Below are 26636 nucleotides of genomic sequence, written 5' to 3' on the forward strand. Positions count from 1 at the left end.
TCAGGGCGAGGTTCGCGAGAAAGTGAGCGCGAACTCCGCCGGAGCGGCGTGAAGTTCGTACTGCGGCAGAACGCCTGGTCCGCAGGACTGCGAGCCGATGCCGTGCTGCCCGTGGTCGAGGTGGACCCACACCGTGTCGCCGGGGGTGAGATCCGTGCGGTGCGTGGCCGCGTCGAGCTGCTCGGTGGTCCAGCGCCGCGCCGTGAACCGGAAGGCGGGCTCGCCGACGACTCGTACCCCCTCGCCGGTGAAGTCCGTCCGCAGCTCGGCCCAGCGGACGTCCGCGCGGGCGCCGTTCTCCTGCGGGCGCACGTACGGGGTCTGCATCCGGTCGACCGGCATGAACCAGCGGCTGGTGTCGGCTGCCGCGGCCGTGTCCGGATACGCCTCGCCGGGCCCGCCGCCGAACCAGTGCGCGTACCCGTACGCGGCGGGCAGGCCGAGCCGGATGCCGAGCCGGGGCAGCGGCACGGTCCACTCGCCTTCCGGTACGACGGAGACCGCGAGGCGCAACCGGGTGCCGTCGGACGTCCAGCGGTAGACGGTGCGCAGGCCGATGTCGCGCGAGGCGGGTGCCACGCGGGTGCGGACGGTGAGCGCTTCGGCCGTCAACTCGACGGCGTCCAGACGGTGTTGCATCCGGTGCAGGCCGAGCTCACGCCAGACGATGCCGTTGCGCTGCCCGCCCTGCCAGGACGCCCCGTTGTCGTTGTCGGTGGGGGCCCGCCAGATGTCCAGGCGCGGGGCGCTGGACAGAGGGATGCCGTTCAGGGTGTGCAGCTCGCCGGTACGGGCGTCGAAGGTGCCGGGGCCTAGCGTGATGAAGCCTGCTTCGGGCAGGGGCCGTTCGCCCGTCGCGGCGCGGACGGAGGGCCGTGGGGTGACGGGGAACTCGGCGCGCGCGACGACGTGGTCCAGCTTCGTCCAGTTCGTCTTGACACCCACCATCGCCGTGAGATGCAGGAAGGTCTCGGCGTCACGACCGGTCGACGGTGCGTCCGGCAGCTTCAGTTCGACGGACGCACCGGGGGCGAGATCCGGCGGCACGGCGAGCTCTCCGCCTTCGGTCGCCGCATCGTCGTCGCTGATGTACGTCCACTCGAAGGACAGGTGGGACAGGTCCGCGAAGTCGTGCAGATTGGTGATCCGAGCCGTCCCCGCGTCCGCGTCGTACGCGAAACGCACCGGCTGGATGACCCGCTTGTACGCGTGGAGCCCCGGCGACGGCAGCCGGTCGGGGAACACCAGGCCGTCGCAGACGAAGTTCCCGTCGTGCAGCTCCTCGCCGAAGTCGCCGCCGTAGGCGTAGCCGAACTCCGGGTGCTTCAGGCCGTGGTCGATCCACTCCCAGATGAAACCGCCCTGATTGCGCTCGTGCGCCTCGAACAACTCCTGATACTCGCTCAGGCCACCCGGGCCGTTGCCCATCGCGTGCCCGTACTCGCAGAGGATGAAGGGGAGTTGGCGACGCGTGTCCGGTCCGTCCGTGTCCTGCCTGCGGCCGATCAGCTCGACATCGGCATGCTCGGGGTACATGCGCGAGTACATGTCGGTGTCCGCGCAGGACCGGTCGCCCTCGTAGTGGATGAGGCGCCCGGCATCTCGTGCGCGGATCCAGCGGGCCATGGCGGTCAGGCCGCGGCCCGTACCGCACTCGTTGCCGAGCGACCAGATGATCACCGAGGCGTGGTTCTTGTCGCGCTCGACCATGCGGGCCGCGCGGTCCAGGAGGGCGGGCGTCCAGCGGTCGTCGTCGACGGGGTTGTCGCGCCAGCCCTGCTCGGTGAAGCCGTGGGTCTCCAGGTCGCACTCGTCGATGACCCACAGGCCCAGCTCGTCGCAGAGGTCGAGGAAGGCGGGGTGCGGCGGATAGTGGCTGGTGCGGACGGCGTTGATGTTGTGCTGCTTCATCAGGAGGACGTCGGTGCGCATCGTTTCGAGGTCGAGCGCACGGCCCGTCTCCGGGTGGAACTCGTGCCGGTTCACGCCCCGGAACAGGATGCGCCGCCCGTTGACCTTGATGAGGCCGTCCTCGACGACGACCGTGCGGAAGCCGATCCGCAGCGGGACGCGCTCGCCCGCCGTGGCCAGGACCCCGTCGTACAGGCGCGGCGTCTCGGCCGTCCAGGGCTCGACCCGCACTGTCACGGAGTCGCCGGTCGCAATGTCGACCCCCAGCTCGGGCACGGTGACCCGGCCGACGGCGTCCGAGTCGACCCGCAGCGTTCCCGTCCCCGCCTGATGGTCGTACGAGGCGTGCGTGAAGAAGTCGACCGCGCAGCCCTCGGGGCGGTGCAGGAGGGTCACGTCCCGGAAGATGCCGGGCAGCCACCACTGGTCCTGGTCCTCCAGATACGAACCGGACGACCACTGGTGGACGCGGACCGCGAGGACATTGCCCGACGGCTTCAGGAGGTGCCCGACCGTGAACTCGTGCGCGAGCCGGGAGCCCTTGAAGTCGCCGAGCTCCGTGCCGTTCAGCCAGAGGCGGGCGCAGGACTCGACGCCGTCGAAGCGGAGCACGGCGCCACCGGTCGCGGGCCAGTCGTCCGGCAGGTCGAAGGTGCGCAGGTGGTCGCCGGTGGGGTTCTCGGTGGGCACGCGGGGCGGGTCGACCGGGAAGGGATAGACCATGTTCGTGTAGAGGGGCGCGCCGTGCCCCTGCAGCACCCAGTGACCGGGCACCGCCACGGTGCCCCAGGCACCGGCGTCGTACCCGTCCGACGCGAAGGAGTCGTCTTCGGCGTCGGCGGCCGGGGAGAGCCTGAAGCGCCAACTGCCGTTCAGGGAGAGGGAAGCGGCATCCGAGCGTGCGTACCACGCGCGGGGCGGGAGGCTGCCGGTGCCGGGGGATACGTCCTCAAGATAGGGGAGCTCCATGGGCTCCATCAGACAGTGGGGACGTGGGACGTCACAACACTCCGGCGGGGGAGGTTGTTGGATTCTCGGTGAGTGAGTTGGACGGAAGACGGATGGAGTGCGAATTTCGTCGTACGAGGGCTACATAGCGGATGTAATGAACTGAGGGATAGCAATCTGGGCGCGATATCGGTAGCTTTCCGAGGCGTGACCACCAGCCAGCAGAAGAACCCCCGCCCGACCCGCCCGTCCTTGCCCCGCACGCTCCCGCAGACCGGCCGCACCCGCCACAGCCGCCTGCGCGAGCAGGGCAGCCTGGACCGCGCCGACCTCGAAGCGATCCTCGACGCGGGGTTCGTCTGCCATCTTGGCGTCGTCGTCGACGGTCACCCGATGGTGGTCCCCACCGTGTACGGCCGCGACGACACCCAGCTGTATCTGCACGGCTCGGTCGCGAGCCGCAGCCTGGCCGCCGACCCCGGCGCGACGGTCTGCGTCACCGTCACACACGTGGACGGCCTGATCCTGGCCCGCTCCGTCTTCGAGCACGGCCTCAACTACCGCAGCGCCATGATCTACGGCACTCCCCGCAAGGTCACCGACCCGGACGAGAAACTGACGGGCCTGCGCCTGCTCACCGAACACGTGACGCCCGGCCAGTGGGACTACGCCCGCCGCCCCAGCCGCAAGGAACTCGCCGCGACGACGCTGCTCGCCCTCTCCCTTGAGGAGGCGTCGGTCAAGACGAGCGTGGGCCCTCCGGACGACGGCGAAGGCCCGGACGCCGAGCTCGGCATCTGGGCCGGAAACCTTCCGCTGACGTCCAGTTGGGGCGCGCCCGCCGCCGACCCGCTGCTCCCGCCCGGCATAGCGGTCCCGCCGCACATCGCCGAGCGGGGCGGGACACGGCACGGCTGAGCGGGGCGGGGACTACCAGAGCTTCAGTGCCCCGGAGAGGACCTGCCGGGCCACTGATTCGAGGGGCTCGTCCAGGGTGTACGCCCGTGCCTTGATGAGCGCCAGGGCGTCCACCGTCGAGCTGCCCGCCTGCTGGGACAGGACGCCCGCCGCCTGGTGGACCACGGCGCGCAGGTCCGTGCCGCCGTAGAGGTCGGGGTCCCCGTCCGGGCCGATCAGTACGCCCTCCGCCAGAGCGTCGGCGACCTCGCGGAACGTCCCCGCCCGGGCGAGCGTCGGCCGGGGATCGAAGACGGTGAGCGCCCCGATGCAGCCCGAGGGCACCCGCAGGGGCAGCGCGGCGACCGCCCTCAGGCCGAGGGCGGCGAGACCGGAGCCGTACCCCGGCCAGCGTCTTTCGAGGGCGGCGCCGGACGCGTAGACCGCGCGGAGGTCGCGGGCCGCGTCACGGCCGGGGCCCGCGGTCAGGACGTACTCCAGATCCTGGGCACCGCGCGATGGCCGGTCCGACGCGGCAACCGCGAGCTGGCCCAGGTCGTCCCCGACCAGCGTGAGCGCGACACTGCGCGTCCCGCAGGCCTCCGCGACCGCCGTCATGAACAAGGGATGGCGGTCATCGGCGGCCCGCGTGGGCCGGGAGCCGCCGCTCTTGGCCCACTCACCGAGCCTCTGCGCGTACGACTCCTGGAGCCGGGCCGTGGTCAGATGCCGCTCCGCGATGGCGCGGTGCCGCTCCGCCATCGTCGCGTGGAACGGCCGGCCGCTCTCCCTGTGGAGCAGCTCGTGGCGCTCGGCGTTCGCGGTCTCCCGTGCCGCGCGCGCCTTCGCCCGTGCGGCACGCTGCCGGGCGTCGTCCGCCTGGCCGCCGCGCGATTCCCGCGAACTGCCTTCAGTGGCGCTCATGTTCACCAGAGTACGACTCGGGAGGTCAGCTGCCGCCTGTGGCGCCGGCGTCTTCCATCAAGAGGACGACGCCTCCGTTGTGCCCGTCGAACGGAGAGCAGACGACCGAACAGTCGATGTGCCGTCCGATGCGGTTCACGGCGGGGATCACAACGGGGCCCGCCCGCCTTCCCGACGCGATGCACTCCTCGATGATCTCGCGCAGACCGCCGGTGGGCAGCCCGAAGTCCAGGGAGAAGAAATCCTCGCCGAGGACCTCGTCGCCGCGCAGCCCCCACAGCTCGGCCGCGCCGCGGTTCCAGCTCTTCGTCCGCATGTCGCTGGAGATGACCACGAGCCCCGCCGCGACACTGCTCACCACGCCTTCCAAGAAGGCCCGGGCCTCGTCCAGGTCGGTGGAGCGCAGACGCATCTCGTCGTTCATGGTCTCCAGCTCCTCGTTGCCGGAGCGGAGTTCCTCGTTGGTGGTCTCCAGCTCCTCGTTCGTGGACTGGAGTTCTTCATTGGTCGTCTCCAGTTCCTCGATGCTCGACTGGAGTTCCTCGTTGGTGGTCTCCAACTCCTCGTTGGTGGACTGGAGTTCCTCGTAGGCCGTCTCCAAGTCCTCTCGTACCTGTTTGACCTCTGCCTTCAGCTGCGTGGCCAGGGTGACGTCCGTGAAGGTGATGTTGATGGCGACCGGCAGCCCCGGGCCACTGGAGATCGGCTGGATGACGATGTCGAAGTACTGCACGCCGCTGCCCACACGCCGCTCCGCGCCGTTCGTCCGCATCGTCCGGCGCTCGGCGGTGGCCTGGTCGATCAGGGAGCGCAGCTCGGCAGGCCGGTAGGAGAGCTCGAGATCCTGGAAGGGGCGGCCCACGTCGTGCGAGGTGAGACCGAACTCGGACCGCGCCTCGTTGTTGATCATCACGACGACGCCGTCGTCGTCAAGGGCGACGGCGGCACCCGGAGCGGCGTCGAGGATCAGGTCGCGCAGCTGACGCGTGTGCGTAAGGGTCTGCGACTCCATGCTGCCGGGCCTGATCTTCATCGGGACCGTGGGGTAGGGCGGAGGGCTGCCGCCGGGCCTGCGCCGGAACACGCGCTGGCGGATGCTGAGCGCCTCGAACCGCTCCCCGTCGCTCAGGAGCATCTCCGCCTTGCCGAGGAAGAGATAGCGGCCCTCGCGCAGGGCGAAGTGGAAGCGGTCGATGATCTGGGTCTGTGCCTCGACGTTGAAGTACATCAGGGTGTTGCGGCAGACGAGCAGGTCGAGGCGGGAGATCGGGGCGTCACGGGTGATGTCGTGCCGGCCGAAGATCACCCGGCGGCGCAGATCGGCGCGGAAGAGGTAGTGGGAGCCGTGCTGCTCGAAGTACTTCTCGCGCAGTCCGGGGGCGAGCGATTCGAGGTCCTTGGCCAGGTACTGGCCCTGGCGCGCGTCCCGCAGCGCCTCCTCGTCGACATCCGTGGCGTAGATCTTGACCCGTTTCAGGGCCTCCTCGATGCCGAGTGCCTCCGCGAAGGCGATGGCCAGTGAGTAGGCCTCCTCGCCGCTCGAGCAGCCCGCGCTCCATACCCGGATCTCGTCCTCGGGGCTCGTGTCCGCGATCAGATGGGGGACCACCTCGCGCTGGAGCAGGTCCCAGGCGTCGGGATCGCGGAACATCGAGGTGACGTTGATCAGGATCGTGTTGAACAGCGCGGGAAACTCGGCCGTGTCGGTCTCCAGCAGGTCGCGGTAGTCCTCGTAGTCGCGCGCGCCGACGTCGACCATCCGCTTGCGGATACGGCGGTCGAGGGTGGACCGCTTGTAGCCGGTGAAGTCGAAGCCGCGCGAGTCGCGGATGAACGCGAGCAGGCCCTCCAGGCCCTGGTCGACGGCCGGACCGGGCAAAGGCACCGCGATCTCCGCGCTCTTCGCGATCTCCGCGGCTCCGGCTCCCTGCTCGTCCCCGGTGTCCTCCCTGTCGGTGTTTTCGGCGTCGGGTGTCTTGCTCATCACTGCCTCTTGCTCTCGACCAGTCCGCGGACGGCCGCGGCGATTTCGTCCAGGCGGAGCACGAAGTCCACGGAGCCCGTGGCGAGGGCCGCCGACGGCATGCCCGGGAACTGCGCGGTCTGCGGATCCTCGACGATCACGGTGCCACCCCGCGACTTGACCGCGCCCACCCCCATCGCGCCGTCCACACCGGTGCCGGTGAGGACGCAGGCGAGGGCCCGCGGTCCATAGGCGCCGGCCACCGACTCGAAGAGGAGATCGGCGGAGGGGCGTACGAAGTGCACCAGCTCGCTGTTCGACAGGGCGAGGGTGCCCTCCGGCCCCACGAGGAGGTGCCGGTCGGGCGGCGCCAGATAGACCGTCCCCGGCTCGATGCGCTCCTGGTCCGCCGCCAGCTTCACGCGGAGCTTCGTACGACGGGACAGAACCTCCGCCAGGAGCGTCCGGTGACGCGGATCGAGGTGCTGGACCACGAGGACCGGTACCGGCAGATCGGCGTCCAGCGCGCCGAGGAGCGTGCCGAGGCCCTGAACACCCCCGGCGGACGACGCGACGGCAACGATGGCGTACTTCTCCGATGCCTGCTGCTCCGATGTCACATCCCGAGCCTAGCCGCTGCCCGCGAGATCGGTGTCGCGGTGCGGAGCGGTGTTCGGCCGCCTCTGCCACCTGCCGGGTCAGCCGTGTCGCCTGTCGTGTCGGCTTCCGCGCGGGGAGCGCCCACTCTTGTCGCGGATCGGGCCATCTGCTTGACTCCGCCCGCCAGAACGCCAGTACGCCAACTCACCGGCGGAGGTCGCCATGGAGATCACCCGCAGACGCCTGCTGTCCGCCCTCTCGGCCGCCGGTCTCCTGGCGGTGATCCCCAGGCATCCGGCGAGCGCCGCCGAGGCCGAGGCGGGCAGCGCCCGGCTGCTGGCCAACACCGTGGACATCTTCGCCGGGACCGCCGAGTCCAATGCCCGGCCTGAGACGGCCGCCAAGCTCGCCGCCGTCGACAAGACCGCGCGGACCGACCTGAAGTCGATGGACGACGCGGGCGAGGGCGAGCTCTTCGCCGGTCTGGCGCTCGGCACCGACGACGCCAACCTCAACACGGCCTACAAACGTCTGTACGAGATCGCCCTCGCCACCCGCGCGCCGAACCCCGCCGCCCCCTCCGACCTCTACGGGAACACCGCGGTGCGGCGCCGCGTGATCGACGGCCTCGAATGGCTGCACGAGCGCTACTACGGGGACCAGTCCAAGGGCTATTACGGCAACTGGTTCAACTGGGAGATCGGCATCTCCCAGCACGTCAGCAAGACCCTCGTGCTCCTCGCCGACGAGGTGCGGACCTACCGGCCCGCCCTCATCGCCACCTACATCACCTCGATGGACGCCTACCTCCGCAACGGCACCGGCGGGGACGTGAACCTCGACTCGCGCTTCCACACCGGCGCCAACCTCGCCGACATCACCACCAACCGGATCCTCCAGGGCGCGCTCCTCGGCGCGAGCGGCGACGCCCGCATCCGCAAGGCCCTCACCGACCAGCTGACGGTCTTCGTCACCGTCGACCCCTACCACCTCGCCCACGGGGTGACGGACGGCTACTACGCCGACGGTTCCTTCATCCAGCACGCCTCCGTCGCGTACACGGGCTCGTACGGCAAGGGCCTGCTCACCCGCGTCGTACAGACCCTCAAGATCCTCGACGGCACGGGCTTCGCGCACGGCGAGGAGCTGGTGCCGACCGTGCGGGGGTGGGTGCGCGACGGCTTCGCGCCGCTCATCTTCGAGGGCTGGATGATGGAGATCGTCAAGGGACGGGCGGTGTCACGGACGGACTCCGGCTATACCGATGTCGCGGTGGTCGTCGAGGCCGTCACCGACCTCTCCTCGCTCGCGGGCGGCGCCGACGCCACCGCCCTGAAGAGCTATGTGAAGCACATCCGGGCCACCTCGCGCGCCGCGCTCAACCCGGCCGGCTTCGTCTCACCCGTCAGCATCGTGCGCTACGCCGACATCATCGGCGACGCCTCGGTGCCTGCCGCGGACCTCAACCCGGCCTCGCGCAGCGTCGCTTTCAACGCCATGGACAGGAACGTCCACCGCAGACCGGGCTACGCGTTCGCCCTTGCCCGCAGCTCCGACCGGATCAGCAAGTACGAGTACATGAACTGCGAGAACCTCATGCCCTGGTTCCAGGGCGACGGCGCGTACTACCTCTACCTCTCCGGGCAGGACCAGACCCAGGCGTACGGAGTCGACTACTTCACCACGGTCTCGCCGTACGGCCTCGCGGGCGTCACCGCGCCCGTCGAGCAGCGCCGCACGATCCCCGACCTCTACGGGAAGCCGTACTACGACAACCCCGGCCACCCCCTGAACTTCACCTCGTCCTCCGAGTCGCAGAACAAGTACGTCTACTTCCCGCGCGGCACGAACCAGCACTCCGGTGGCGCCGTCCTCGGGGCCTACGGCTTAGCCGGAGCGGTGCAGTCGAGCGACGCCGCCTACCAGGACCGCGCGTTGCTGCCCGCGGACTTCGTCGTCCACCGGAACGCGACGGCGGCGAAGTCCTGGTTCCTGCTCGACGACGAGATCGTCGTCCTCGCGGCCGGGGTGGGCGACGGCGCGGGGCGGCCCGTGACGACGACGGTCGACGCGCGGACAGCCGCGCCCGACGACCAGGTGTCCCTCACCGGGGTGCTGCGGGACGGCCGTCCGTGGTCAGGCGCGGGCACGGGCGACCTCCGGTGGCTGCGGTACGCCAACGCCACCCAGGGCAGCTCCGTCGGCTACGTCTTCCTTGACACCCCGAAGGTCCGGGTCGCCCTGGAGAAGGTCACGCGCAGCCGCCGCGTCGTGCGCACCGCCAACCCGGACACCGCGGTGACCCGGACGGTCCTCGGCGTGACGGTGGACCGGGCCGCCGGGGCCCGGCCTGTCTCCCTGGCCTACGCCCTGGTGCCCAACGCCGCCGAGGCGGCCTTGCGTTCGTACCGCTCCGGGCAGCCGCTCAAGGTCGTGGCGAACACGGTGCGGCTGCAGGCCCTCAGCCACGCGGGCCTCGGTCTGACCGCGGCGAACAGCTTCACGGCGGGCCGCCACGAGGCCGCCGGGGTACGGATCGAGGGCCCCGCCTCGGTGATCGTGCGGCGCGAGCGGCGCGGTCATACCACCGTGGCGGTGTCCGACCCGACGATGGACCGGGAGAGGGTGGGCGTGCTGCTCCGCGGCCGTTCGCTGCGCCAGGTCAGGGCCGACGAGGGGGTGCGGGTGAGCCGGGCCCACGGCGGGACCCGGATCGACGTCGACACCCGCCAGGCGTACGGACGGAGCTTCACGGTGACGTTGCGCGACTAGGGGGCTTTTCAGACGCGCCCCGGGGAGTCATCGGCGCTGACGGCCTGCACGGGGCAGGCCCGTACCGCCTCGCGCACCAGGGGATCGCCGCCGCCGTCCTCGCGGCCCGCGATCACCTCGCTGAAGCCGTCGTCGTCCTGGGTGAAGACGCTCGGAGCGGTGAGCGCGCACATGCCCGCGCCCACGCACCGTTCCTTGTCGACCTGTACGCGCACGTCCAACTCCTACCAGGTGACGGGGAGTTCGAGCATCCCCTGGATCGTGTCGCCCGGCTTGAAGGGGATCTCCCGCGCGGGCACCGCGAGGCGGAGCCGCGGCATCCGCTCGAAGAGGGTCCGCAGGGCGATCTCGATCTCGGCGCGGGCGAGGTTCTGGCCCAGGCACTGGTGGATGCCGAACCCGAAGGCGAGGTGGTGGCGGGTCGCCCGGTGGAAGTCGAGCTCGTCCGCCGTCTCGTAGGCCGTGCCGTCGCGGTTGATGAGGGAGGTGGAGAAGACGACGCCGTCGGCCGCCCGGATGGTGCTGCCCGCGATGTCGATGTCCTCCTTGGCCACCCGCAGCATCCCGTCCGCGATGGACAGGAAACGCAGCAGCTCCTCGACCGCGGCCGGCATCAGCGCCTGCTCGGCACGGAGTTCGGCCAGTTGCTCCGGATGCTGGAGGAGAGTGAACGTACCGAGGGAGATCATGTTCGCCGTGGTCTCGTGCCCCGCGACCAGCAGGACCGTCGCCAGGCTGACCAGTTCCGCGCGGTCGAGCGCACCCTCCGCGAGCTGGCGGTGGATCAGCTCGTCGAGGAGTCCGTCCCCCGGCTCGCGCCGCTTGCGGTCGATCAACGCATGGAAGTACGCGTCAAGTTCGTCCCGCGCCCGCTCGGTGTCCTCGGCGCGCGGACCGCGCAGCAACCGCCGCGACCGCTCCTCGAAGAAGTCGTGGTCGGCGTAGGGCACGCCGAGGAGGGCGCAGATCACCATGGACGGAACCGGCAGCGCGAACGCCCCGACCAGCTCGGCCGGCGCGCCCCGCTCGGCCATGGCGTCGAGGAGCAGGTCGACGGTCTCCTGGATCCGTGGGCGCATCGCGGCGATCCGCTTGACCGAGAAGCTCGGGATCAGCATGCGGCGCTGCCTGTTGTGCACCGGGTCGTCGACGCCGAGGAGGGCGACGCTCCGGTTGCGGACCTTGGCGAAGCGCTCGGTGGGCGCGGGAAAGGCCTCGTTCTCCCGGTCGGTGGAAAGGCGTGGATCGACGAGCAGTTCGCGGGCTGTCCCGTGCCCGGTGACGACCCACACGGAACGCCCGTCGAACAGCTGGACGCGGGAGAGGGGGCGGGCCTCGCGGAGGGGGTCGTACGACTCGGGCGGGTGGTAGGGACACGTGCGGTTCTGGGGGAAGGCGATGGCTTCGGGTGCGGCTGAGTCCGTCATGGATCTACCTCGCAAGCGGAGTGGGGGCTCCCTTTCACCTCCCATTGGATGCCTGGGGCATCTACTTGGTACACGGCAAGACCGGCCAGATCAGAGGTCTTTTCGCGGACGGAACTGGCCGGAATCACCCCCTCCACTCAACCTGTCCGCGTCCGCTGCCGACCGACGGGTGTGCGACTGGTGCGCGACGGGCGCGCGGCGGGTGTGCGACCGGCGTGTGGTAGCACTGCACGCATGAAGGACAAGCCCGCAGCGCGTTCCGGCTACCACCACGGCTCCCTCCCCGAAGCGCTCACCACGGCGGCCCTCGAACTGGTCGACGAGAGTGGCCCGGCGGGAGTGAGCGTGCGCGAGGTCGCGCGCCGCGCGGGGGTCTCGCCGGGGGCGCCGTTCCGTCATTTCGCCGACCGGCAGGCGCTGTTGATGTCCGTCGCCGGACGCGTACTGGCCGACTACGAGGTGTGGCAGCGGGAGGCCGTCGCGCAGGCGGAGGGACCGGCGACGCGTGCCTTCGGGATCGGCTTCGTGCGGTACGCAATCCGCCATCCGCACCGCTTCGAGCTGGTCAAGCCCTGGGTGTTCGGCCCCCGGCGGCCCGCCGAACTCGACGCCAGGCTCTCCGGCATCGAGGAGACCTTCGCCGGCCTCGTCCGCGCGGACCAGCGGGAGGGCACGCTGCGCGCGGAGGACCCGGAGCTGGTGGCGCTGGCGGGGCAGGCGCTGGTCTACGGCCTGTCGCAGATGATCGTCGACGGATATCTGCCGCCGGAGCGAGCGGAGGACCTGGCCGTGCGGGTCCTGGACACGCTGGGCCTGGGAATCGCCAACCACGCCAACTAGGGCGCGGGTGCCGCCCCTTGACCCTCCTGCCGCGCACTGATGTAATCACCGCTTACATCAGCATCGCGTCATCACGCGTACGTCAGTGGACCGTCTTTCCTGGAGGCCGCATGTTCGCCAAGCCGACGCCCGGCTACACCACTGCCGCCGCCGAGGGAGACGTGGCGGTCCTGCTCATCGGCATGCGCGTCAACCACTTCTGGGCGGTGCACCACTGGCTTCCGGTGCTCCTGTCCATGCCCGCCATGCTCCGCGAACTCGCCAAGGACCCGAGCCGCGGACTGCTCGGCAGCGTGCTCCTGACCGCGTCGCCCCGTACGTATTACGTCGTCCAGTACTGGGAGTCGAAGGAGAAGCTCTATGCCTACGCCCAGTCGCCGGGAACCGTCCACCACAAGGCCTGGCAGATCGCCAACCGCAAGGTGCGGTCCGGAAAGACGCGCCGGCACGTGGGCCTGTGGCACGAGACGTACATAGCGCCGGAGGGCTCGTACGAGTCGATCTACTTCGACATGCCACCGTTCGGCCTCGCGGCGGCCACGGGGGTCCTGCCGGTGGAGAAGCGGGGGCGCAGGGCGGAGAAGCGGTTCGCTCATCGGTCGTCGGCGGTGGCCACGGGCGCCACCCCGAACGACTGACGGTGACGGGCGGGGGGCCGGGCCGGGGGCACGCGGGGCGTACGGGCGCGCCACGGGGGGCGTGCGGTTTGCCGGAACGCACGCCTCGGGAAGGTGTTCGGTGGGCGAGGGAACCTTGTGTATCCCATGAAAGCCCTGCCTCAGTATGGGACTCTGCCCCATGCTCATCCCCCCCTTCGTTGACATGCGGCCCATCGGAAGGTGCAACCTCAGCTGCCCCTTCTGTTTCGGCCCGAGGCATGAAGTTCCTTCCATGCCCAGGGAGACCGCTCTGCGCGTCGCCGCCGCGCTGAAGGACGGGGGAGTGCGTGGCGTCGTCATTTCCGGGGGTGAGCCGACTTTGCTCTCCTATCTCGCGGAGCTGGCCGAGGCGCTGCACCAACCCCAGGGCGACATCCCCTCGCCGAGGGTCGTACTGAGCACCAACGGCCTCGCGCCACTGCGCACGATGGAACGCGTCCTGCCCAGCCTCTCCTGGATCGCGCTGCCCCTGGAGTCCGCGGACGCGGCGGAGCACCGCGCCCTGCGCACCGGCGTCGCTCCGCACCGGGACAAGATGCTCACGCTGCTCAAAGAGGTGCGCAAGAACCACCGGTACGTCCAGGTGAAGCTCGGCACGGTCGTCACCCGCCTGAACATCGGCGGCGCGCCCGACGTACTGAGCCTCATCGATGACTCATGCCTGCCCGACGTATGGAAGGTCTACCAGATGTCGGAGTCCAACTACGGTGCGGACAACCGTGGTTGGCTCTCGCTCGGCGACGAGGAATTCGAGGACGTGGTCCACCGGTGCGAGGCCGCGGCCCGGGAGCGCGACGTGACGCTTCGCGTCTACCGGAACAGCACGCGCACCGGCAGCTATTTCTTCATCGACCCCGACTGCCAGGTCGTCGTCATCGACGAGAACGGTGAGCGGCGTATCGGGGACTTCTTCGAGCGTCTCGCGGAAAGCGGTTCGACGCTTGGCGCACCCGTGGCCGGGGAGCGGAACGCCGAGAACTTCACCGGCACTTACCCGGATATGAATCCGCACGCATGAGGAGCCCGCGATCACGTATGAGGAGTCCGCGATGACGACACACGTACGCGTAGGAGTCCAGGCGATCGTCCGCGCGGGTGGCCGCGTGCTGCTCGGGCTGCGCGCCAACACCTTCGGGCACGGCACCTGGGGGCTGCCCGGCGGGCACCTCGAAGTGGGGGAGTCCCTCACCGGCGCCGCCTGCCGGGAGCTTGAGGAGGAGACGGGCCTGCGCGCGCTCGGCACGCGCGTCGCCTGCGTCACCGACCCCGACCCGGCGGCCAACCACCATATGCAGGTCGGCGTGGAGATCCTCGACTTCGCCGGCGAACCCCGGGTCCGTGAGCCCGAGCGCTGTCTGCGCTGGGAGTTCTGGCACCTGGAGGAGCTGCCCGACCCGCTGTTCGTGGGATCAGCCGGGGTGCTGCGCAGCGTCAGGGGCGGCGCTCTCCATCTCCCTTGACGGTCCGCGGCAACCCGGTCGCCTTGAGCGAGCGGTCGTCGGCCTGCGCGCTCACGGCATCCCGCAGGGCCTTCTTGTGCTGGTCCTCGTTCGCCTCGAACTGGTCCAGGGGGCTGGCGAGTTCCCACTGGATCTCGAATTCGTACGCGCTGTCCGTGTAATACCTGCTGTCCTTGTGGAACTCCACCTCGAACACATTGAACTTGCGCCGGGTCCTGCGTTCGGGGTTGGACGTGATGTAGGGCTCGAAGAAGCCCTTGTGCTTCGTGAGGAGCGTCGAACCTGGTATGTCGATATGGGTGAGACGCAATTCGACCTGGCCGGGATATGTCTCCTGGAGCGTGCGGTAGGAGTCGATCACGGGAAGGAATGTCTTGTCGTAGTAATCGCTCGCCGCGACGATGTCGATGATGTTGTGGGAGTTGGGGCGCTCCGCCGTCGCGTCGTGTTTGGTGAACATGGCGAGGGAGTTCCAGGGGCTGCTGATGATGGCGTAGAAGTTGCTGCCCTGGTTCAGGGCGTGGACCACCTGGGGATGGAAGCGTTTGAGGTCTTTCAGGAAGAAGGACGCACCCGCGTGGGCGACCAGCCTGATCATGTTGCGTTCGCGCTTGATCGCCTCCGCCTTGGCCTTGTTGCGGGCCTTGCTCTCCTGAGGTGTGTAGACATGCTCGATGTCATACGGGAGTTCGTCGGGCGGGGCCGAGCCGCTCCGTATGTCCGCGAGCGCCGCACGCAGGGCCACCGTCTGGGAGTGGTCGTGGCCCAGGGTCCTGGCGGCCTTGGCGGTCGCCGAGTCGAGCAGCGCCACGGCCTGCTGCCTGCGCGCCGCGCTGAGCACGGCGCCACCGGCGGCGTCGTACTCAGCGGCGGCGAGGGCGGCCTGGGCGATCAGCGTCTGCTGGTGGTCGGAGCCGAGCAGCGCGACCGCCCGCAGATGGGCGATCTCCAGCTCGCCGAGCTGCTCCTCGGCCCGCTCGTCGTCCTGCGCGGCCCTGGCCAGCTGGAAGCGCGCCTCGGCCAGCGCGGACCGGGCCGCGATGGCCTTGGGGTCGTCGTCGTCCGTGAGGCTGGTGATGAACAAGTCGACGGACGCGGCGAACTCGCGGACGGCGACGGCGAGTTCAGCGGTGTCCCGCTGGATCGAGGCCACCTCCACGCGCACCCAGTCGGCGGTAAGCCGTGCCTCCGGATCGCCGCCGTAGGACTGTCCAAGGACGGTGACCGCCTTCTGCGCCCAGACCGAGGCGTCCTCCAGGTGCCCGGCACGCAGGCTCACCGCGCTCAGGTTGGCGAGAATCCTGGCGAGCTCGGGAGCCGCCCTCAACTGCGCCCTGTTCAAGGCGTAGTTGAGGACCATGCGGGCCCGGTCGAGATCGTCGTGCTCCGCGAGCAGCGAGCCGAGTTCGTTCCAGGTGTCGGGTGCGAACACCTCCATGTCCGCCTCGGTCAGCTCCATATGGCGCAGCGTCACATCGGCGACGGAGAATGAGCGCTCCGTCATGCCCAGGGCGAGAAGGAGCTGCGCGAGCGTGATGTGCTGCCGGGCGGTGGTCCGCAGGGGTTCGTGCGACGCTTCGGGGCTCGTGAGGCGTTTCACGTAGCCGGCGAGCGAGTCCTTGAGGTCCGCGCGGGCGTCACCCTGCGCTTCGAGGGCGTCCTCGGCCGCCGTCAGCGCCTCACCGATGTTCGCGATCGTCGTCATGTCCCCTCCAGGAGGCGGGCCGCTCCCGCGCGCGGCGTGCTCTTCACGGCCGGTGGTTCCAGCGCAGGTTCACGTAGCTGGACACCCCGGCCCGCTGCAGGCCGGCCCGGACCGTCTCGTCCTTGCGGGCCGCCGCCTCCGCCTGCGGGTCTTGCAGGACCGTGTAGATCTGCTCGGACTCGGACGGCGGCTGGGAGGGCTCGGGACGGAACCTGAAGGAGTCGAACCGCCGCACCGCCTCGATGATCACCCCGGCGAAGAGCGTGTTCGCCGAAGCCGTCGTGGCGGTGGGCCGGGCGACGAGGAGGCCGAGCACGACCGACGGGTGGTCGGGATCGGGATGCTCGCGGTCGATGGGACTGCCCGCGAACTTCTGTACGTTGCCGCACGAACCGTCGTGCCTGAGCTGGTGGCAGTTGACGGCCTGGTTGTCGCGCGTGCTCTGATAGATGACCGATACGTGGCTCACGGTTCCCCGCAGCACGACACCGTTGCCCGGCGGCTGGTGGGCGGCCGTCCAGGATTCCCCCGGCTGTGCCGCGTCGAAGTCGATGCCGGGCAGCGGTACGCTCTCGCCCTTACGGAAGATGATCCTCACGAGAGCCATGTCGGTGAGGAGGTCGCAGTCCTTCACCTCGCCCTCCAGGCGCCTTCCGTCCGAGAGCCGGACGACCACAGGCCGTCGGCGCTGCTCCCGGTCGTCTCCGAGGCGGTGCGCGGCGGTCAGGGCGAAGTACTTGGTCAGCCGCACGCCGGACGCGATGCGACGGTTTCCCCGGAATACCTGGATCAAGTGTTTGGGGTGCGTCATGGGTTCGTCCCCCCGTCCGATCCCAAGAACGAATGCGCCATTGCGCGTGGAATATGCAATGGTAGCCACGAAGGGTTCCGGACCGGCAGTAATCGCACAACTACTTTTGCCGGACCTTGAGTTGTACCTGGTCACTGCCTGCGTATTTCTCCCTTTCCCCCGCGCACCTCCTTGCGCAGAGTGATCCAGAAGACGCGGTCCGACTCCTCCGACGCCTCGACGCACAGGATGAACTTCCGCCACAGTTCGTCGGATTCGGACACCCGGGCGTTGTCCCCCTCCTGGTTGTCCCACTCCTCCCACGCGTCGATCCACGAGCGCATCGCCGTGAACGTCGCCCAGTGCGCGCCGAGAACCTCGGTCGTGGCATAGATCTCCAGCCGGGCCGCGAGGACATGGCTGTCGGTCACCGCCGCGCCGGTGCCCTCCGGCCAGTTCCCCGTCCTCCTCAACTCCGAGCGCAGATCGCCCAGCCGGTGGACGGCGATCATGGCTTCCTCGTACACGGTCATGCAGCGCGACCAGACACGGCTCTCGCGCTCGCGCTTGTTCGTCCAGTACTGGGTGAGCAGGGCGCCGGAGATGGTGGCGACCGCTCCCAGGGTCGTGCCGATGATCGCCGCGGTTGCCGGGTTCAGTGTCACTCCGCCAGCATGGCGGCTCCGTCCGGAAGCGGAGGTGGTGCGCTGAGGGAACCGGAAAAATAGATGGCGCCCTGCCGAGGCCCGCGGCTAGGGTCCTTCCTTGTACGGCGGCGGTGAGTCGCCGTCGTCCGCTGTGTGTCCGACCAGGAGGTGTGATCGATGGCTGTCGTTGAGATGGGCGCTGCCCGCATCGAGAAGTCCGTTCATTCCACCTCCGTGGTCGCCGGCTGACCTACCTCTCAACTCCCGCGCGCCAACGCCGGCATCGGCGTGCGCGTGTGCCGGGGCCACCCCTGTGAAGGGTCCCCCTTGTCTTCCTCATCTGCCTCTCCTACCTCTTCTTCTCTCCAGGCTTCTCCCTCGTCCCCGGACCCGCTCGCGCCGTACGGCTGGGACGCGGACTGGGAAGCCGAGTTCACCCCGTACGCGGCGCAGGGCCTGCTGCCCGGCCGTGTCCTGCGCGTCGACCGCGGGCAGTGCGACATCGTCACCCCCGAGGGTGTGATCCGCGCCGACACCGAGTTCGTCGTTCCACGCGACCCGATGAAGGTCGTGTGCACGGGGGACTGGGCCGCCGTCGACCCCGACGGCGGTGACCCGCGCTACGTGCGTACGCTGCTGCCGCGCCGCACCGCGTTCGTGCGTTCGACCTCGTCCAAGCGGTCCGACGGCCAGATCCTCGCGGCCAACGTCGACGTCGCGATCATCGCGGTCTCGCTCGCCGTCGAACTCGATCTGGGCCGCATCGAGCGGTTCCTGGCCCTGGCCTGGGAATCGGGTGCCCAGCCGGTGGTCGTGCTCACCAAGGCCGACCTGGTGCCGGACGTCACGGGTCTGTCCTATCTGGTCGAGGACGCGCAGACGGCGGCTCCAGGCGTCCAGGTCCTGCCCGTCAGCGCCACGACCGGAGAGGGCATCGAAATTCTCGCCGCCCTCGTGTCCGGCGGTACGTCCGTCCTGCTCGGCCTCTCCGGCGCGGGCAAGTCGACGCTCGCCAACGCGCTCGTCGGCGAGGACGTCATGGACGTCAGGGCCGCGCGTGACGTGGACGGCAAGGGCCGGCACACCACGACGACCCGCAACCTCCTCGTCCTGCCGGACGGCGGCGTCCTCATCGACACACCGGGGCTGCGCGGCGTCGGACTGTTCGACGCCGGATCCGGAGTCGGGCAGGTCTTCTCCGAGATCGAGGAGCTGGCCGCCGACTGCCGGTTCCAGGACTGCGCCCATACGGCGGAGCCGGGCTGCGCGGTGCTCGCGGCCCTGGAGGACGGCAGCCTGCCGGAGCGCCGCCTCGACAGCTACCGCAAGCTGATCCGCGAGAACCAGCGGATCGTCGCCAAGACGGACGCACGGGTCCGCGCGGACCTGCGGCGCGAGTGGAAGCTGCGGGGCGCGCAAGGCAAGGCGGCGATGGAGGCCAAGCGGGGCCGGATGCGCTGACCCTGCCGGGGCCGTCAGGTCGGGGAGGGGCGGGGCGGGGGCTTTGCGCGCCCCCCCGTCGAACAACGCAGAGTCCGAATTCCGCCAGCCGAAGCGGTGGCGACCCCGCACACTGGGAGACGTGATCGATGAAGAGACCAGGTACGAGGCGGTGCGCAGCCGCGACGCGCGCTTCGACGGAGAGTTCTTCTTCGCCGTCGAGACCACCGGCATCTACTGCCGGCCCAGCTGCCCGGCCGTCACGCCCAAGCGCCAGAACGTCCGCTACTACACCACGGCCGCCGCCGCCCAGGGCTCCGGATTCCGGGCCTGCCGGCGCTGCCGCCCGGACGCCGTACCGGGGTCCGCTGAGTGGAACGTACGCGCGGATGTAGTGGGCCGCGCCATGCGCATGATCGGGGACGGCGTCGTCGACCGCGAGGGCGTCCCCGGTCTCGCCGTACGGCTCGGCTACAGCTCCCGGCAGGTCCAGCGGCAGCTCACCGCCGAGGTCGGCGCGGGCCCCGTCGCCCTCGCGCGGGCCCAACGCGCGCACACGGCAAGGGTGTTGCTCCAGACCACGGGGCTGCCGATCACGGAGATCGCCTTCGCCGCGGGGTTCGCCAGCGTGCGGCAGTTCAACGACACGATCCGGGCCGTGTACGCGATGACCCCCACCGCGCTGCGGGCCGCCGCACCGAAGGGCGGGGCCGCCGGGCGCGCCACCCCTGCCGCCGGGGTTCCGCTGAGGCTCGCCTACCGGGGGGCGTACCAGGCCGGTGCCGTCTTCGACCTGCTCGCCGATGAGGCCGTCGCCGGGGTCGAGCAGGTGAGCGGGGAGCGGGGCGGGCGGACGTACCGGCGTACGTTGCGGCTGCCGTACGGCACGGGGATCGTGGCCGTCGAGGAGAGCGACCACGGGGTCGGCGGCTGGCTGGACGCGCGGCTCCACCTGACGGACCTGCGCGACCTCACCACCGCCGTGCAGCGACTGCGACGGCTCTTCGACCTCGACGCGGATCCGTACGCCGTCGACGAGCGGCTCGCTGCCGACGCGCGGCTCGCTCCGCTGATCGCCGCACGGCCCGGCCTGCGGTCGCCGGGCGCCGCGGATCCCGAGGAGTTCGCGATGCGGGCGCTTGTGGGGCGCGAGGAGGCCGCGGTACTCGTGGAGCGCTACGGGAAGGCGCTGGACGCGGCGTGCGGTTCCCTCACCCATGTCTTCCCCGAGGCGGGGGCGCTTGCCGGGGAGCGTGGCGCGCTGGGGGAGCTGGCTTCGGCGCTCGCGGATGGGCGGGTGCGGCTTGACGCGGGGGCGGACCGGGAGGAGGCGGAGGCGACGCTTTCGGCTCTGGAGGGGCTGGACGCGGGGGTTGTGGCGGTCATTCGGATGCGGGCGCTGGGGGATCCGGATGTGGGGCTGCCGGGGGTGGAGGTGGGCGAGGGGTGGCGGCCGTGGCGGTCTTATGGGATGAGGCATGTTCTGGCGCGGAGGCCTTGCGTGCCGTCATCACCGGCTCCGCCGAGTTCGTCCTCAAACGCCGGACGGGCTATCCATAGCCCCTCCGGCGTTTGAGGAATCAGTCCTCCAAGCCCCAGCTATGAATCCGCCGAGGGTGAATCCGGATCAACTCCTCGCTGAAGTGAGGCCCCAAGTCATGCGGCCCCGTGAGGAGTTCCGCGTCACCCCGGATGTCAACGCCCCGCACTTTCCACGGCCGCTCACTCACCACATCGTCCACGACCAGCGACACCTTCGGATTCCCTTGCAGATTGCGCCACTTCTTGGTGGTCCCCAGTGCGTACCCGCCGATCAGGATCGTCCCGTCGTCCTGGGGGAAGAACCCCACAGGATTCGCCTGCGGCTGACCCGTCGCGTCCACGCTGGCCATCCGGCCCAGACGCTGGGACTTGAGGTACGCACGCTCGGCCTCGCTGAATTCGGTCATGCCGCGAGCCTCGCACGCGTACCCCGGCCAAGCAGCGGGCAGCCCCCAGCCCGGCGCCTCCCCGCCCCGGGGCGATCCTCCCCCTCAGCCCCACATCACCGCCCCCAGCCACGCCCCAGCGATCAACAAGCACGTGAACAGCTCCGTCAGCACGCTCCACCCACCCGCCCGCATGGCCGTCCTCGTCGCCGTAGCCGCCTCCCCGTGGCCACCGAGCCGCAGCCGCTCACCCAGGTAGATCCCTCCGATGAATCCCGGCAAGGCCCCGATCACCGGCACCACGCAGAAACCGACGAGCGCCCCGGCCCCCGCGTACATGGCTGTCCTGCGCGTGGCCCCGCTCTCCCTGAAGCGTCGCGGGGGCAGCAGCCAGCGGACGCCCTGCGCCACCAGGAGCAGGACGGTCGCGCCCACCAGGACGCCCCAGGCGACCGGCTCCGGGTCCTGCAGCGCCCACCAGAGAACCGCGGCCCACACCAGCCACGGCCCCGGTACGCCGGGAACAAGCACTCCGCCGATGCCGAGCAGCAGTACCACTCCGACCAGCAGGAGTTCCCACACTCCCATCTGTCAAGCGTGCAGGAAACGGGAGAAAACCGCAGGTCGCGTCAGAGCTCCCCGGGCCAGGCTCAGCGCGCCACCCAGCCCCGCTCGTACGCGTGCCAGCCCAGCTGCAGCCGCGTGGTCACGCCCGCCAGCTCCATCAGGCGCTTGACCCGGCGCTGCACCGTCCGCAGGCCCAGATCGAGCTGCTTGGCGACGCTCGCGTCCGTCAGGCCCGCCAGCAGCAGCGACAAGATCTCCAGGTCGGCGCCGTCCGGGCCCTCGGGCGCGTCCTCGGTGACGGACCTGCCGCCCTCGCCGAGGCGCAGCGGAAGGGCGTCCCGCCACACCGCCTCGAAGAGCCCCGCCAAGGATTCGAGCAGGCCGCTGGCGTGCACGACCAGCGCGGCGGGCTCGGCCGTGCGCGAGGTCAGCGGGACCATCGCGAGCGAGCCGTCGGCGATCACCAGCTTGGTCGGGACGCGGTCCACGACGCGCACCTGTTCGTCGCGGCCGATCGCCGTCGACAGTTCGAGCAGACCCGTGGGGAGCGCGAGGACGGAGCGTTCGACCACCACGCGGTAGCTGACGCCGCGACCCGCGGCCTGCTCCTCCGCGACGTTCTCCATGCCGGAGACCACCACCGGATTGCCGGTCACCAGCGCGCACACCTCGTCACTCGCGCCCAGCTGCAGCTGGAGGAAGCGCTGCGAGACCGCGCCCGCGCCGGTGACCACCTCGACCAGGTCGTGCACCGCGGGCTCTGCGGCCTGCGCGCGGTACTCCTCGGCCAGCAGCTTCGCCGCCAGCTCGGCCTTCTCCAGTTCGTGCCGCTGCTGGGTCAGGAGCGCCCCGAGCGCGACGCCGGGCGGGGCCGCCACCCACCGGCCCGCCTTGCCGGACGCCTGGGCCGCGAGGCCGTGCAGCTCAAGGCGGCGCAGCGCGCGCACCGTCTCCGGTTCGCCCAGCGTGAGCCGCCGCGCGAGATCGGGCACATCGGCGGCGCCCACCGACACCAGCGCGCGGTACGCCGCTTCGTGTGTCTCGTCCAGGCCTATCGCAGCCAGCATCCGGCGACACCCCTCCCCAGGATCCGTTCCGACGGCGCCCTGGCGGAAAAGAGCCACGGCGTAAACCCGCCCCAGGACATCATCCCCGTACCGGCCGCCTCTCTGCCAAGGTCAAGCCACCGCAGCACCAACCACCGCCGCGAACACGGCCTTTCGGCCGGTTCGTCCTGCGGTCATGCATGCCTGTCAACCCTTGGGGAGAGCGATGCGACCGATATCGCGTACGGCGATGGGGGCGGCCTGTGCCGCAGTCCTCGCCGTCACCGCGGCGGCGCCGTCCGTGGCCGAGCCACGCGCGGCGGCCGGCACGAGTCCGCTGGTGGGCAGCGCCCCACGGGGCGAGGGAAGCTCCGTCGTCACGCTCGTCACCGGCGACCGCGTCCTGGTGACGTCCGACGGCGAGAATCGCGCGGGCGCCACCGTCCTGCCCGACGCCGAAGGCGCCGTGCCCCTCGTCCAGACGAGGCAGTCCGGCAAGGACCTGTACGTCTACCCCGAGGGCGCCGTCCACGCGATAGCCGACGGCAGGGTCGACGAGGAACTGTTCAACGTCACCGGCCTCGTCCGCCAGGGCTACGACGACGCGCACGCCAAGAAGCTCCCCCTCATCGCCGTCTACGACAAGACCGTCGACGTCACCCGCTCCGTGCCCGCCACGCTGCGTGGCGCCGAGCGCGGCCTCGTCCTCGAACCCGTCGACGGCGTCGCGCTGAAGGCCGACAAGAAGAAGGCGACGGGCTTCTGGGCGGACTTCACCTCCGCCAAGTCCCGCTCCGGATACAGCACTTCGGGCATGAAGAAGCTCTGGCTCGACGCCAAGGTGCGGGCCACCCTCGACAGGTCGACGAAGCAGGTGCACGCCCCCGAGGCCTGGGCCGCGGGCTACGACGGCAAGGGCACCAAGGTCGCCGTGCTCGACACCGGCGCCGACGCGGAGCACCCCGACCTCAAGGGCCGGATCGCCGCGACCAAGAACTTCACCGACTCCCCGGACAACGAGGACCGCCAGGGCCACGGCACCCACACCACTTCCACGGTCGGCGGCACCGGCGCGGCGAGCGGCGGCAAGAAGAAGGGCGTCGCGCCCGGCGCCGACCTGCTGCACGGCAAGGTCCTCGACGACAGTGGCTCCGGGGCGACTTCCTGGATCATCGCGGGCATGCAGTGGGCCGTCGACGAGAAGGCCGACGTCGTCTCCATGAGCCTCGGCAACCCGGCGCGGACCGACTGCACGGACCCGATGAGCATGGCCACGGAGGAGCTCGCGCGCTCGGCCACGGACACCCTCTTCGTCCTCGCGGCCGGCAACACGGGCCCGACTCTCAACTCCGTCTCCTCGCCCGGCTGCGCGCCGAGTGTCCTCACCGTCGGCGCCGTCGACCGCGACGACTCGACGGCCCCCTTCTCCAGCCGGGGCCCCGCCTACGGCTCGCACACCCTCAAGCCGGAGATCGCCGCGCCCGGCGTGGCCATCTCCGCGGCGGCGGCGGGTGGCCGCGGCGTCTACGCCTACCAGTCCATGAGCGGTACGTCGATGGCGACCCCGCACGTCGCGGGCGCCGCCGCCCTGGTCAAGCAGCGCCATCCGGAGTGGAACGCGCGGCAGATCAAGTCGGCTCTCGTGTCGTCCGCGGACAGCCGCATCCCCGGTGACGTGACCGAGACGGGCGGCGGGCGGCTCGATGTGAAGGCGGCCGTCGACCAGAAGGTGCTCGGCTCGCCCGCCGTGCAGGGCGGCAGCTTCGGCTGGCCGCAGGACAACTCCGACCGGACCTCGGTCGACGTGCCGTACACCAACACCACTGACAGAACAGTGGAGTTGAAGCTCACCGTCCAGGGTGTCACCGGCAATGACGGTTCCGCCGTACGGTCGGGGGTCGCCCGGCTCGGCGAGCGCTCGGTGAAGGTTCCGGCGGGCGCGAGCGTCAAGGTCCCGCTGAAGCTGGACCCCGACGCGGACCTCGCGCGGTCCCAGTACGGCGATGTCACCGGCCGCGTCCTGGCGAAGGCCGATGGCGGCATCGCGGTCTCCACGCCCTTCTCCCTCTACGTACAGCCCAAGACGGTCAGCCTCCGCGTCAAACTCGTCGACCGGGGCGGCAAGCCCGCCGACGGCCCGTCGTCCGTCGACGTCATCGGCACCGACGACGCCAGCGGTGAGCGGCGCTTCAACGAGGGCGCGAACGACCAGACGTTCCAAGTCCGCCCCGGCGCCTACTTCTTGACCGGTTACATCGCGACGCCGGACGCGGACGGCGGCACACTGACCGACTCGCTCACGCACATCGCCCGGCCCCAGGTCGAGGTGAAGAAGGACACGACGCTCACGCTCGACGCCCGCACGGCGCACCGCCTGGCCGTCAAGACGGACAAGGAGTCCGAAGTGCGCGGCGCCACGCTCGGGTTCGCCCGCACATGGGGCACCGACCACTGGCTGCACGCGGGCACCGCGGCGGGACCGCGCTCCATCCGCGGCTTCTACCAGTCCGTCGAGGGCAAGGCGAAGGACGGCACCTTCGAATCCGGCAGCTACTGGCGCGCCGCAGCGCCCCAGCTCACCGAACTCTCCGTGGTGGGCGGCGAATCGCTGCATCCGGTGACCGCCTCCACCGGTTCGGCCAACCTCGACGGCACCGGCAGGGCGGCCCTCGTGGACGCCAAGTCCGGAACACCGGCCGAGCTGGAGGCCGCGGGCGTCAAGGGCAAGATCGCCCTCGTCAAGGTCCCCGACAGCGGCAGCGCGAGCGCCGTCGCGACCAACGCGAAGGCAGCCGGAGCGATCGCGGTCATCGCCCACCGCGCGGCACCCGGCCGCTGGTACCCGTCGGTCGGCCTCGCCGGATCGCCGCTGCCGGTCCTGGGAATCGAGACGACGGAGGCGGCCACACTGCTCTCCGAACTCTCCTCTGGACCAGTCGAGTTGAAGTGGAAGGGAGTGGCGAAGAGCCCCTTCGTCTACAACCTCGCCTTCCCCGAGAGCGGTCAGATCCGCGAGGACCGCACCTACCGGGTACGGGACAAGGACCTCGCCGCGAACGAGGCGACGTACCGCGCGATGGGCGCGGCCACGGACTACGTGGACCTGCCGTCCGCCGTCCGCCCCTCGGGCCTGGAGATCTACTTCGCCGACATCGAATCGGTCCCGGCCCCCGGCAAGCGCACCGAGTACTACTCGGCGGGCACGACCGGCTGGGGCCACCAGGTGTCCAGCAGCTTCCCGTTCGGGGAGTTCATGATCGACCCGGTGCGTACGTACGAGAAGGGGGAGCGGCGCGATGAGAACTGGTACGAGGGTGTGCTGACCCCTGCCGCGCCGCGCGACGCCGAGGGCGGCCTCTCTCTCGCCGGGGAGCGGCAGGGCAACCTGATCGGAGTGGCGCCCGGGTTCTGGGCCGACAGTGAACACGCCGGTATTCAGGGCGGGTTCGGTGACATCGGCAGCGTGGCGCTGAAGCGGAACGGCGAGGTGGTGGGGGAGTCGGGCTGGCCGTCCGGGGTGTTCACGGTCCCGGCGGAGGACTCCGCGTACGAACTGACCCTCACCACCCACAAGATCGGCTCCAAGGTCTGGAAGCGGTCCACGGGCACGAGCACCACGTGGGCGTTCCGCTCGCACCTCGACGAGGAGGCGTACTCGCAAGGGATCCCGATGCTGTTCCCGCGCTATGCGCTCCCGGAGGACGGCATGAAGACCCTCGCCGCCGAGGACGGTCAGCGCATCGGGCTCACGGTGACGGGTCACGCCGGCTACAAGCCCGGCGCGGTCAAGTCCGCGGCCCTGTCCTACTCGTACGACGAGGGCGAGACCTGGACGAAGGCGGCCACCTCCGCATCCGGCGGGAAGTGGACCGCGACCGTGAACCACGCGGGAGCCTCGGGGAAGCAGGTCTGGCTCAAAACCGAACTGACGGATACGAACGGAAGTTCCGTCACTCAGACAGTGGCTCGCGCCTACGACGTGCGCTAGACACACAGACACCGCCGGGCGGTCCTCCCGTGGGGGGTGGGCCCGCCCGGCGGCCCTCCATCACCCTCCCGGTGGCCGGAATTTCCGGATGCACCGTTTTCGTACGGCCCGTGCGGTGGACAAT

Annotated in this window: 21 protein-coding genes; 9 read left to right on the forward strand and 12 right to left on the reverse strand. The window is 70.3% G+C overall.

Annotation, left to right across the window (positions count from 1 at the left end):
• A complete protein-coding gene (locus tag ACGFX9_RS11960; protein WP_393468853.1) occupies window positions 1–2880 on the reverse strand; it encodes a glycoside hydrolase family 2 TIM barrel-domain containing protein in 2880 nt (959 codons plus the stop codon).
• Window positions 2881–3066: 186 nt separating this feature from the next.
• Here ACGFX9_RS11960 and ACGFX9_RS11965 point away from each other — a divergent pair, with 186 nt between their 5' ends.
• Entirely contained in the window at window positions 3067–3777 is a 711-nt protein-coding gene (locus ACGFX9_RS11965) for a pyridoxamine 5'-phosphate oxidase family protein (protein ID WP_393468856.1), read from the forward strand.
• 12 nt (window positions 3778–3789) lie between these two features.
• Here ACGFX9_RS11965 and ACGFX9_RS11970 read toward each other — a convergent pair whose 3' ends face one another.
• From ACGFX9_RS11970 to ACGFX9_RS11980, 3 genes are read right to left on the reverse strand one after another with little or no spacing between them, the layout of a single operon-like run.
• Window positions 3790–4680, reverse strand: coding sequence for a GAF and ANTAR domain-containing protein (locus ACGFX9_RS11970; protein ID WP_393468860.1), 891 nt, complete (start codon window positions 4678–4680; stop codon window positions 3790–3792).
• A 25-nt stretch (window positions 4681–4705) separates the two neighbouring features.
• On the reverse strand, window positions 4706–6664 hold the full coding sequence (locus ACGFX9_RS11975) for a CheR family methyltransferase (protein ID WP_393468863.1): 1959 nt from the start codon (window positions 6662–6664) through the stop codon (window positions 4706–4708).
• Window positions 6664–7263: a chemotaxis protein CheB gene (locus tag ACGFX9_RS11980; RefSeq protein WP_393468866.1), complete on the reverse strand. Its 600-nt coding sequence runs from the start codon at window positions 7261–7263 to the stop codon at window positions 6664–6666. The genes ACGFX9_RS11975 and ACGFX9_RS11980 overlap by 1 nt, the downstream gene beginning before the upstream one ends.
• A gap of 202 nt (window positions 7264–7465) precedes the next feature.
• On the opposite strand from ACGFX9_RS11980, the gene ACGFX9_RS11985 reads away from it, so the two are divergent.
• Entirely contained in the window at window positions 7466–10015 is a 2550-nt protein-coding gene (locus ACGFX9_RS11985) for a polysaccharide lyase family 8 super-sandwich domain-containing protein (protein WP_393468869.1), read from the forward strand.
• Between the two features lie 8 nt (window positions 10016–10023).
• Here ACGFX9_RS11985 and ACGFX9_RS11990 read toward each other — a convergent pair whose 3' ends face one another.
• Together ACGFX9_RS11990 and ACGFX9_RS11995 are read right to left on the reverse strand one after the other, a co-directional pair.
• The gene (locus ACGFX9_RS11990) at window positions 10024–10230 is read right to left on the reverse strand and encodes a ferredoxin (RefSeq protein WP_393468872.1); all 207 of its coding nucleotides are present in this window, start codon (window positions 10228–10230) and stop codon (window positions 10024–10026) included.
• A 9-nt stretch (window positions 10231–10239) separates the two neighbouring features.
• Complete coding sequence (locus ACGFX9_RS11995) at window positions 10240–11442, reverse strand: cytochrome P450 (protein WP_393468875.1); 1203 nt, start codon at window positions 11440–11442, stop codon at window positions 10240–10242.
• Window positions 11443–11676: 234 nt separating this feature from the next.
• Here ACGFX9_RS11995 and ACGFX9_RS12000 point away from each other — a divergent pair, with 234 nt between their 5' ends.
• From ACGFX9_RS12000 to ACGFX9_RS12015, 4 genes are all read left to right on the forward strand, one after another.
• On the forward strand, window positions 11677–12282 hold the full coding sequence (locus ACGFX9_RS12000) for a TetR/AcrR family transcriptional regulator (protein ID WP_393468878.1): 606 nt from the start codon (window positions 11677–11679) through the stop codon (window positions 12280–12282).
• A 110-nt stretch (window positions 12283–12392) separates the two neighbouring features.
• Window positions 12393–12920, forward strand: a complete 528-nt coding sequence (locus tag ACGFX9_RS12005; protein WP_393468881.1) for a DUF4188 domain-containing protein — start codon at window positions 12393–12395, stop codon at window positions 12918–12920.
• A 184-nt stretch (window positions 12921–13104) separates the two neighbouring features.
• Window positions 13105–13959, forward strand: a complete 855-nt coding sequence (locus tag ACGFX9_RS12010) for a radical SAM protein (RefSeq protein ID WP_393468884.1) — start codon at window positions 13105–13107, stop codon at window positions 13957–13959.
• A gap of 31 nt (window positions 13960–13990) precedes the next feature.
• Window positions 13991–14401 (forward strand): NUDIX hydrolase, encoded by a 411-nt coding sequence (locus tag ACGFX9_RS12015; protein ID WP_393468886.1) that lies wholly within the window; start codon window positions 13991–13993, stop codon window positions 14399–14401.
• Here the strand turns inward: ACGFX9_RS12015 and ACGFX9_RS12020 are convergent.
• The 3 genes from ACGFX9_RS12020 to ACGFX9_RS12030 form a co-directional block, all read right to left on the reverse strand.
• On the reverse strand, window positions 14373–16106 hold the full coding sequence (locus tag ACGFX9_RS12020; protein WP_393468889.1) for a hypothetical protein: 1734 nt from the start codon (window positions 16104–16106) through the stop codon (window positions 14373–14375). The genes ACGFX9_RS12015 and ACGFX9_RS12020 overlap by 29 nt on opposite strands.
• A 43-nt stretch (window positions 16107–16149) precedes the next feature.
• The gene (locus tag ACGFX9_RS12025) at window positions 16150–16917 is read right to left on the reverse strand and encodes a trypsin-like peptidase domain-containing protein (RefSeq protein WP_393468892.1); all 768 of its coding nucleotides are present in this window, start codon (window positions 16915–16917) and stop codon (window positions 16150–16152) included.
• A 131-nt stretch (window positions 16918–17048) separates the two neighbouring features.
• Complete coding sequence (locus ACGFX9_RS12030) at window positions 17049–17561, reverse strand: hypothetical protein (RefSeq protein ID WP_393468895.1); 513 nt, start codon at window positions 17559–17561, stop codon at window positions 17049–17051.
• A gap of 309 nt (window positions 17562–17870) precedes the next feature.
• Between ACGFX9_RS12030 and rsgA the strand changes: the two genes are divergently transcribed.
• Window positions 17871–19004, forward strand: a complete 1134-nt coding sequence (rsgA, locus tag ACGFX9_RS12035) for a ribosome small subunit-dependent GTPase A (RefSeq protein ID WP_393468898.1) — start codon at window positions 17871–17873, stop codon at window positions 19002–19004.
• A gap of 124 nt (window positions 19005–19128) precedes the next feature.
• Complete coding sequence (locus ACGFX9_RS12040; protein ID WP_393470415.1) at window positions 19129–20559, forward strand: bifunctional transcriptional activator/DNA repair enzyme AdaA; 1431 nt, start codon at window positions 19129–19131, stop codon at window positions 20557–20559.
• A 4-nt stretch (window positions 20560–20563) separates the two neighbouring features.
• On the opposite strand, the gene ACGFX9_RS12045 is transcribed toward ACGFX9_RS12040, so the two are convergent.
• The 3 genes from ACGFX9_RS12045 to ACGFX9_RS12055 all read right to left on the reverse strand — a co-directional run bounded on the left by ACGFX9_RS12045 (window position 20564) and on the right by ACGFX9_RS12055 (window position 22545).
• A complete protein-coding gene (locus ACGFX9_RS12045) occupies window positions 20564–20932 on the reverse strand; it encodes a PPOX class F420-dependent oxidoreductase (RefSeq protein WP_393468901.1) in 369 nt (122 codons plus the stop codon).
• A gap of 84 nt (window positions 20933–21016) precedes the next feature.
• A complete protein-coding gene (locus ACGFX9_RS12050) occupies window positions 21017–21499 on the reverse strand; it encodes a DUF456 domain-containing protein (protein ID WP_393468904.1) in 483 nt (160 codons plus the stop codon).
• Window positions 21500–21561: 62 nt separating this feature from the next.
• Window positions 21562–22545, reverse strand: coding sequence for a helix-turn-helix transcriptional regulator (locus ACGFX9_RS12055; RefSeq protein ID WP_393468907.1), 984 nt, complete (start codon window positions 22543–22545; stop codon window positions 21562–21564).
• 205 nt (window positions 22546–22750) lie between these two features.
• Between ACGFX9_RS12055 and ACGFX9_RS12060 the strand changes: the two genes are divergently transcribed.
• Window positions 22751–26512, forward strand: coding sequence for a S8 family serine peptidase (locus tag ACGFX9_RS12060; protein WP_393468909.1), 3762 nt, complete (start codon window positions 22751–22753; stop codon window positions 26510–26512).
• The last annotated feature ends 124 nt before the right edge of the window (window positions 26513–26636 follow it).

The sequence above is a fragment of the Streptomyces sp. NPDC048436 genome, assembly GCF_043200355.1.
Classification (GTDB): domain Bacteria; phylum Actinomycetota; class Actinomycetes; order Streptomycetales; family Streptomycetaceae; genus Streptomyces.

Bases quoted from the DNA above. Each gene is read 5' to 3' on its own strand.
- ACGFX9_RS12020 (WP_393468889.1), bottom strand. From the start codon at position 16,106: ATGACGACGATCGCGAACATCGGTGAGGCGCTGACGGCGGCCGAGGAC.
- ACGFX9_RS11995 (WP_393468875.1), bottom strand. From the start codon at position 11,442: ATGACGGACTCAGCCGCACCCGAAGCCATCGCCTTCCCCCAGAACCGC.
- ACGFX9_RS12010 (WP_393468884.1), top strand. From the start codon at position 13,105: ATGCGGCCCATCGGAAGGTGCAACCTCAGCTGCCCCTTCTGTTTCGGC.
- ACGFX9_RS12005 (WP_393468881.1), top strand. From the start codon at position 12,393: ATGTTCGCCAAGCCGACGCCCGGCTACACCACTGCCGCCGCCGAGGGA.
- ACGFX9_RS12055 (WP_393468907.1), bottom strand. From the start codon at position 22,545: ATGCTGGCTGCGATAGGCCTGGACGAGACACACGAAGCGGCGTACCGC.
- ACGFX9_RS12000 (WP_393468878.1), top strand. From the start codon at position 11,677: ATGAAGGACAAGCCCGCAGCGCGTTCCGGCTACCACCACGGCTCCCTC.
- ACGFX9_RS12025 (WP_393468892.1), bottom strand. From the start codon at position 16,917: ATGACGCACCCCAAACACTTGATCCAGGTATTCCGGGGAAACCGTCGC.
- ACGFX9_RS11960 (WP_393468853.1), bottom strand. From the start codon at position 2,880: ATGGAGCTCCCCTATCTTGAGGACGTATCCCCCGGCACCGGCAGCCTC.
- ACGFX9_RS12060 (WP_393468909.1), top strand. From the start codon at position 22,751: ATGCGACCGATATCGCGTACGGCGATGGGGGCGGCCTGTGCCGCAGTC.
- ACGFX9_RS11970 (WP_393468860.1), bottom strand. From the start codon at position 4,680: ATGAGCGCCACTGAAGGCAGTTCGCGGGAATCGCGCGGCGGCCAGGCG.
- ACGFX9_RS12045 (WP_393468901.1), bottom strand. From the start codon at position 20,932: ATGACCGAATTCAGCGAGGCCGAGCGTGCGTACCTCAAGTCCCAGCGT.
- ACGFX9_RS11985 (WP_393468869.1), top strand. From the start codon at position 7,466: ATGGAGATCACCCGCAGACGCCTGCTGTCCGCCCTCTCGGCCGCCGGT.
- ACGFX9_RS11975 (WP_393468863.1), bottom strand. From the start codon at position 6,664: ATGAGCAAGACACCCGACGCCGAAAACACCGACAGGGAGGACACCGGG.
- ACGFX9_RS12050 (WP_393468904.1), bottom strand. From the start codon at position 21,499: ATGGGAGTGTGGGAACTCCTGCTGGTCGGAGTGGTACTGCTGCTCGGC.
- ACGFX9_RS12015 (WP_393468886.1), top strand. From the start codon at position 13,991: ATGACGACACACGTACGCGTAGGAGTCCAGGCGATCGTCCGCGCGGGT.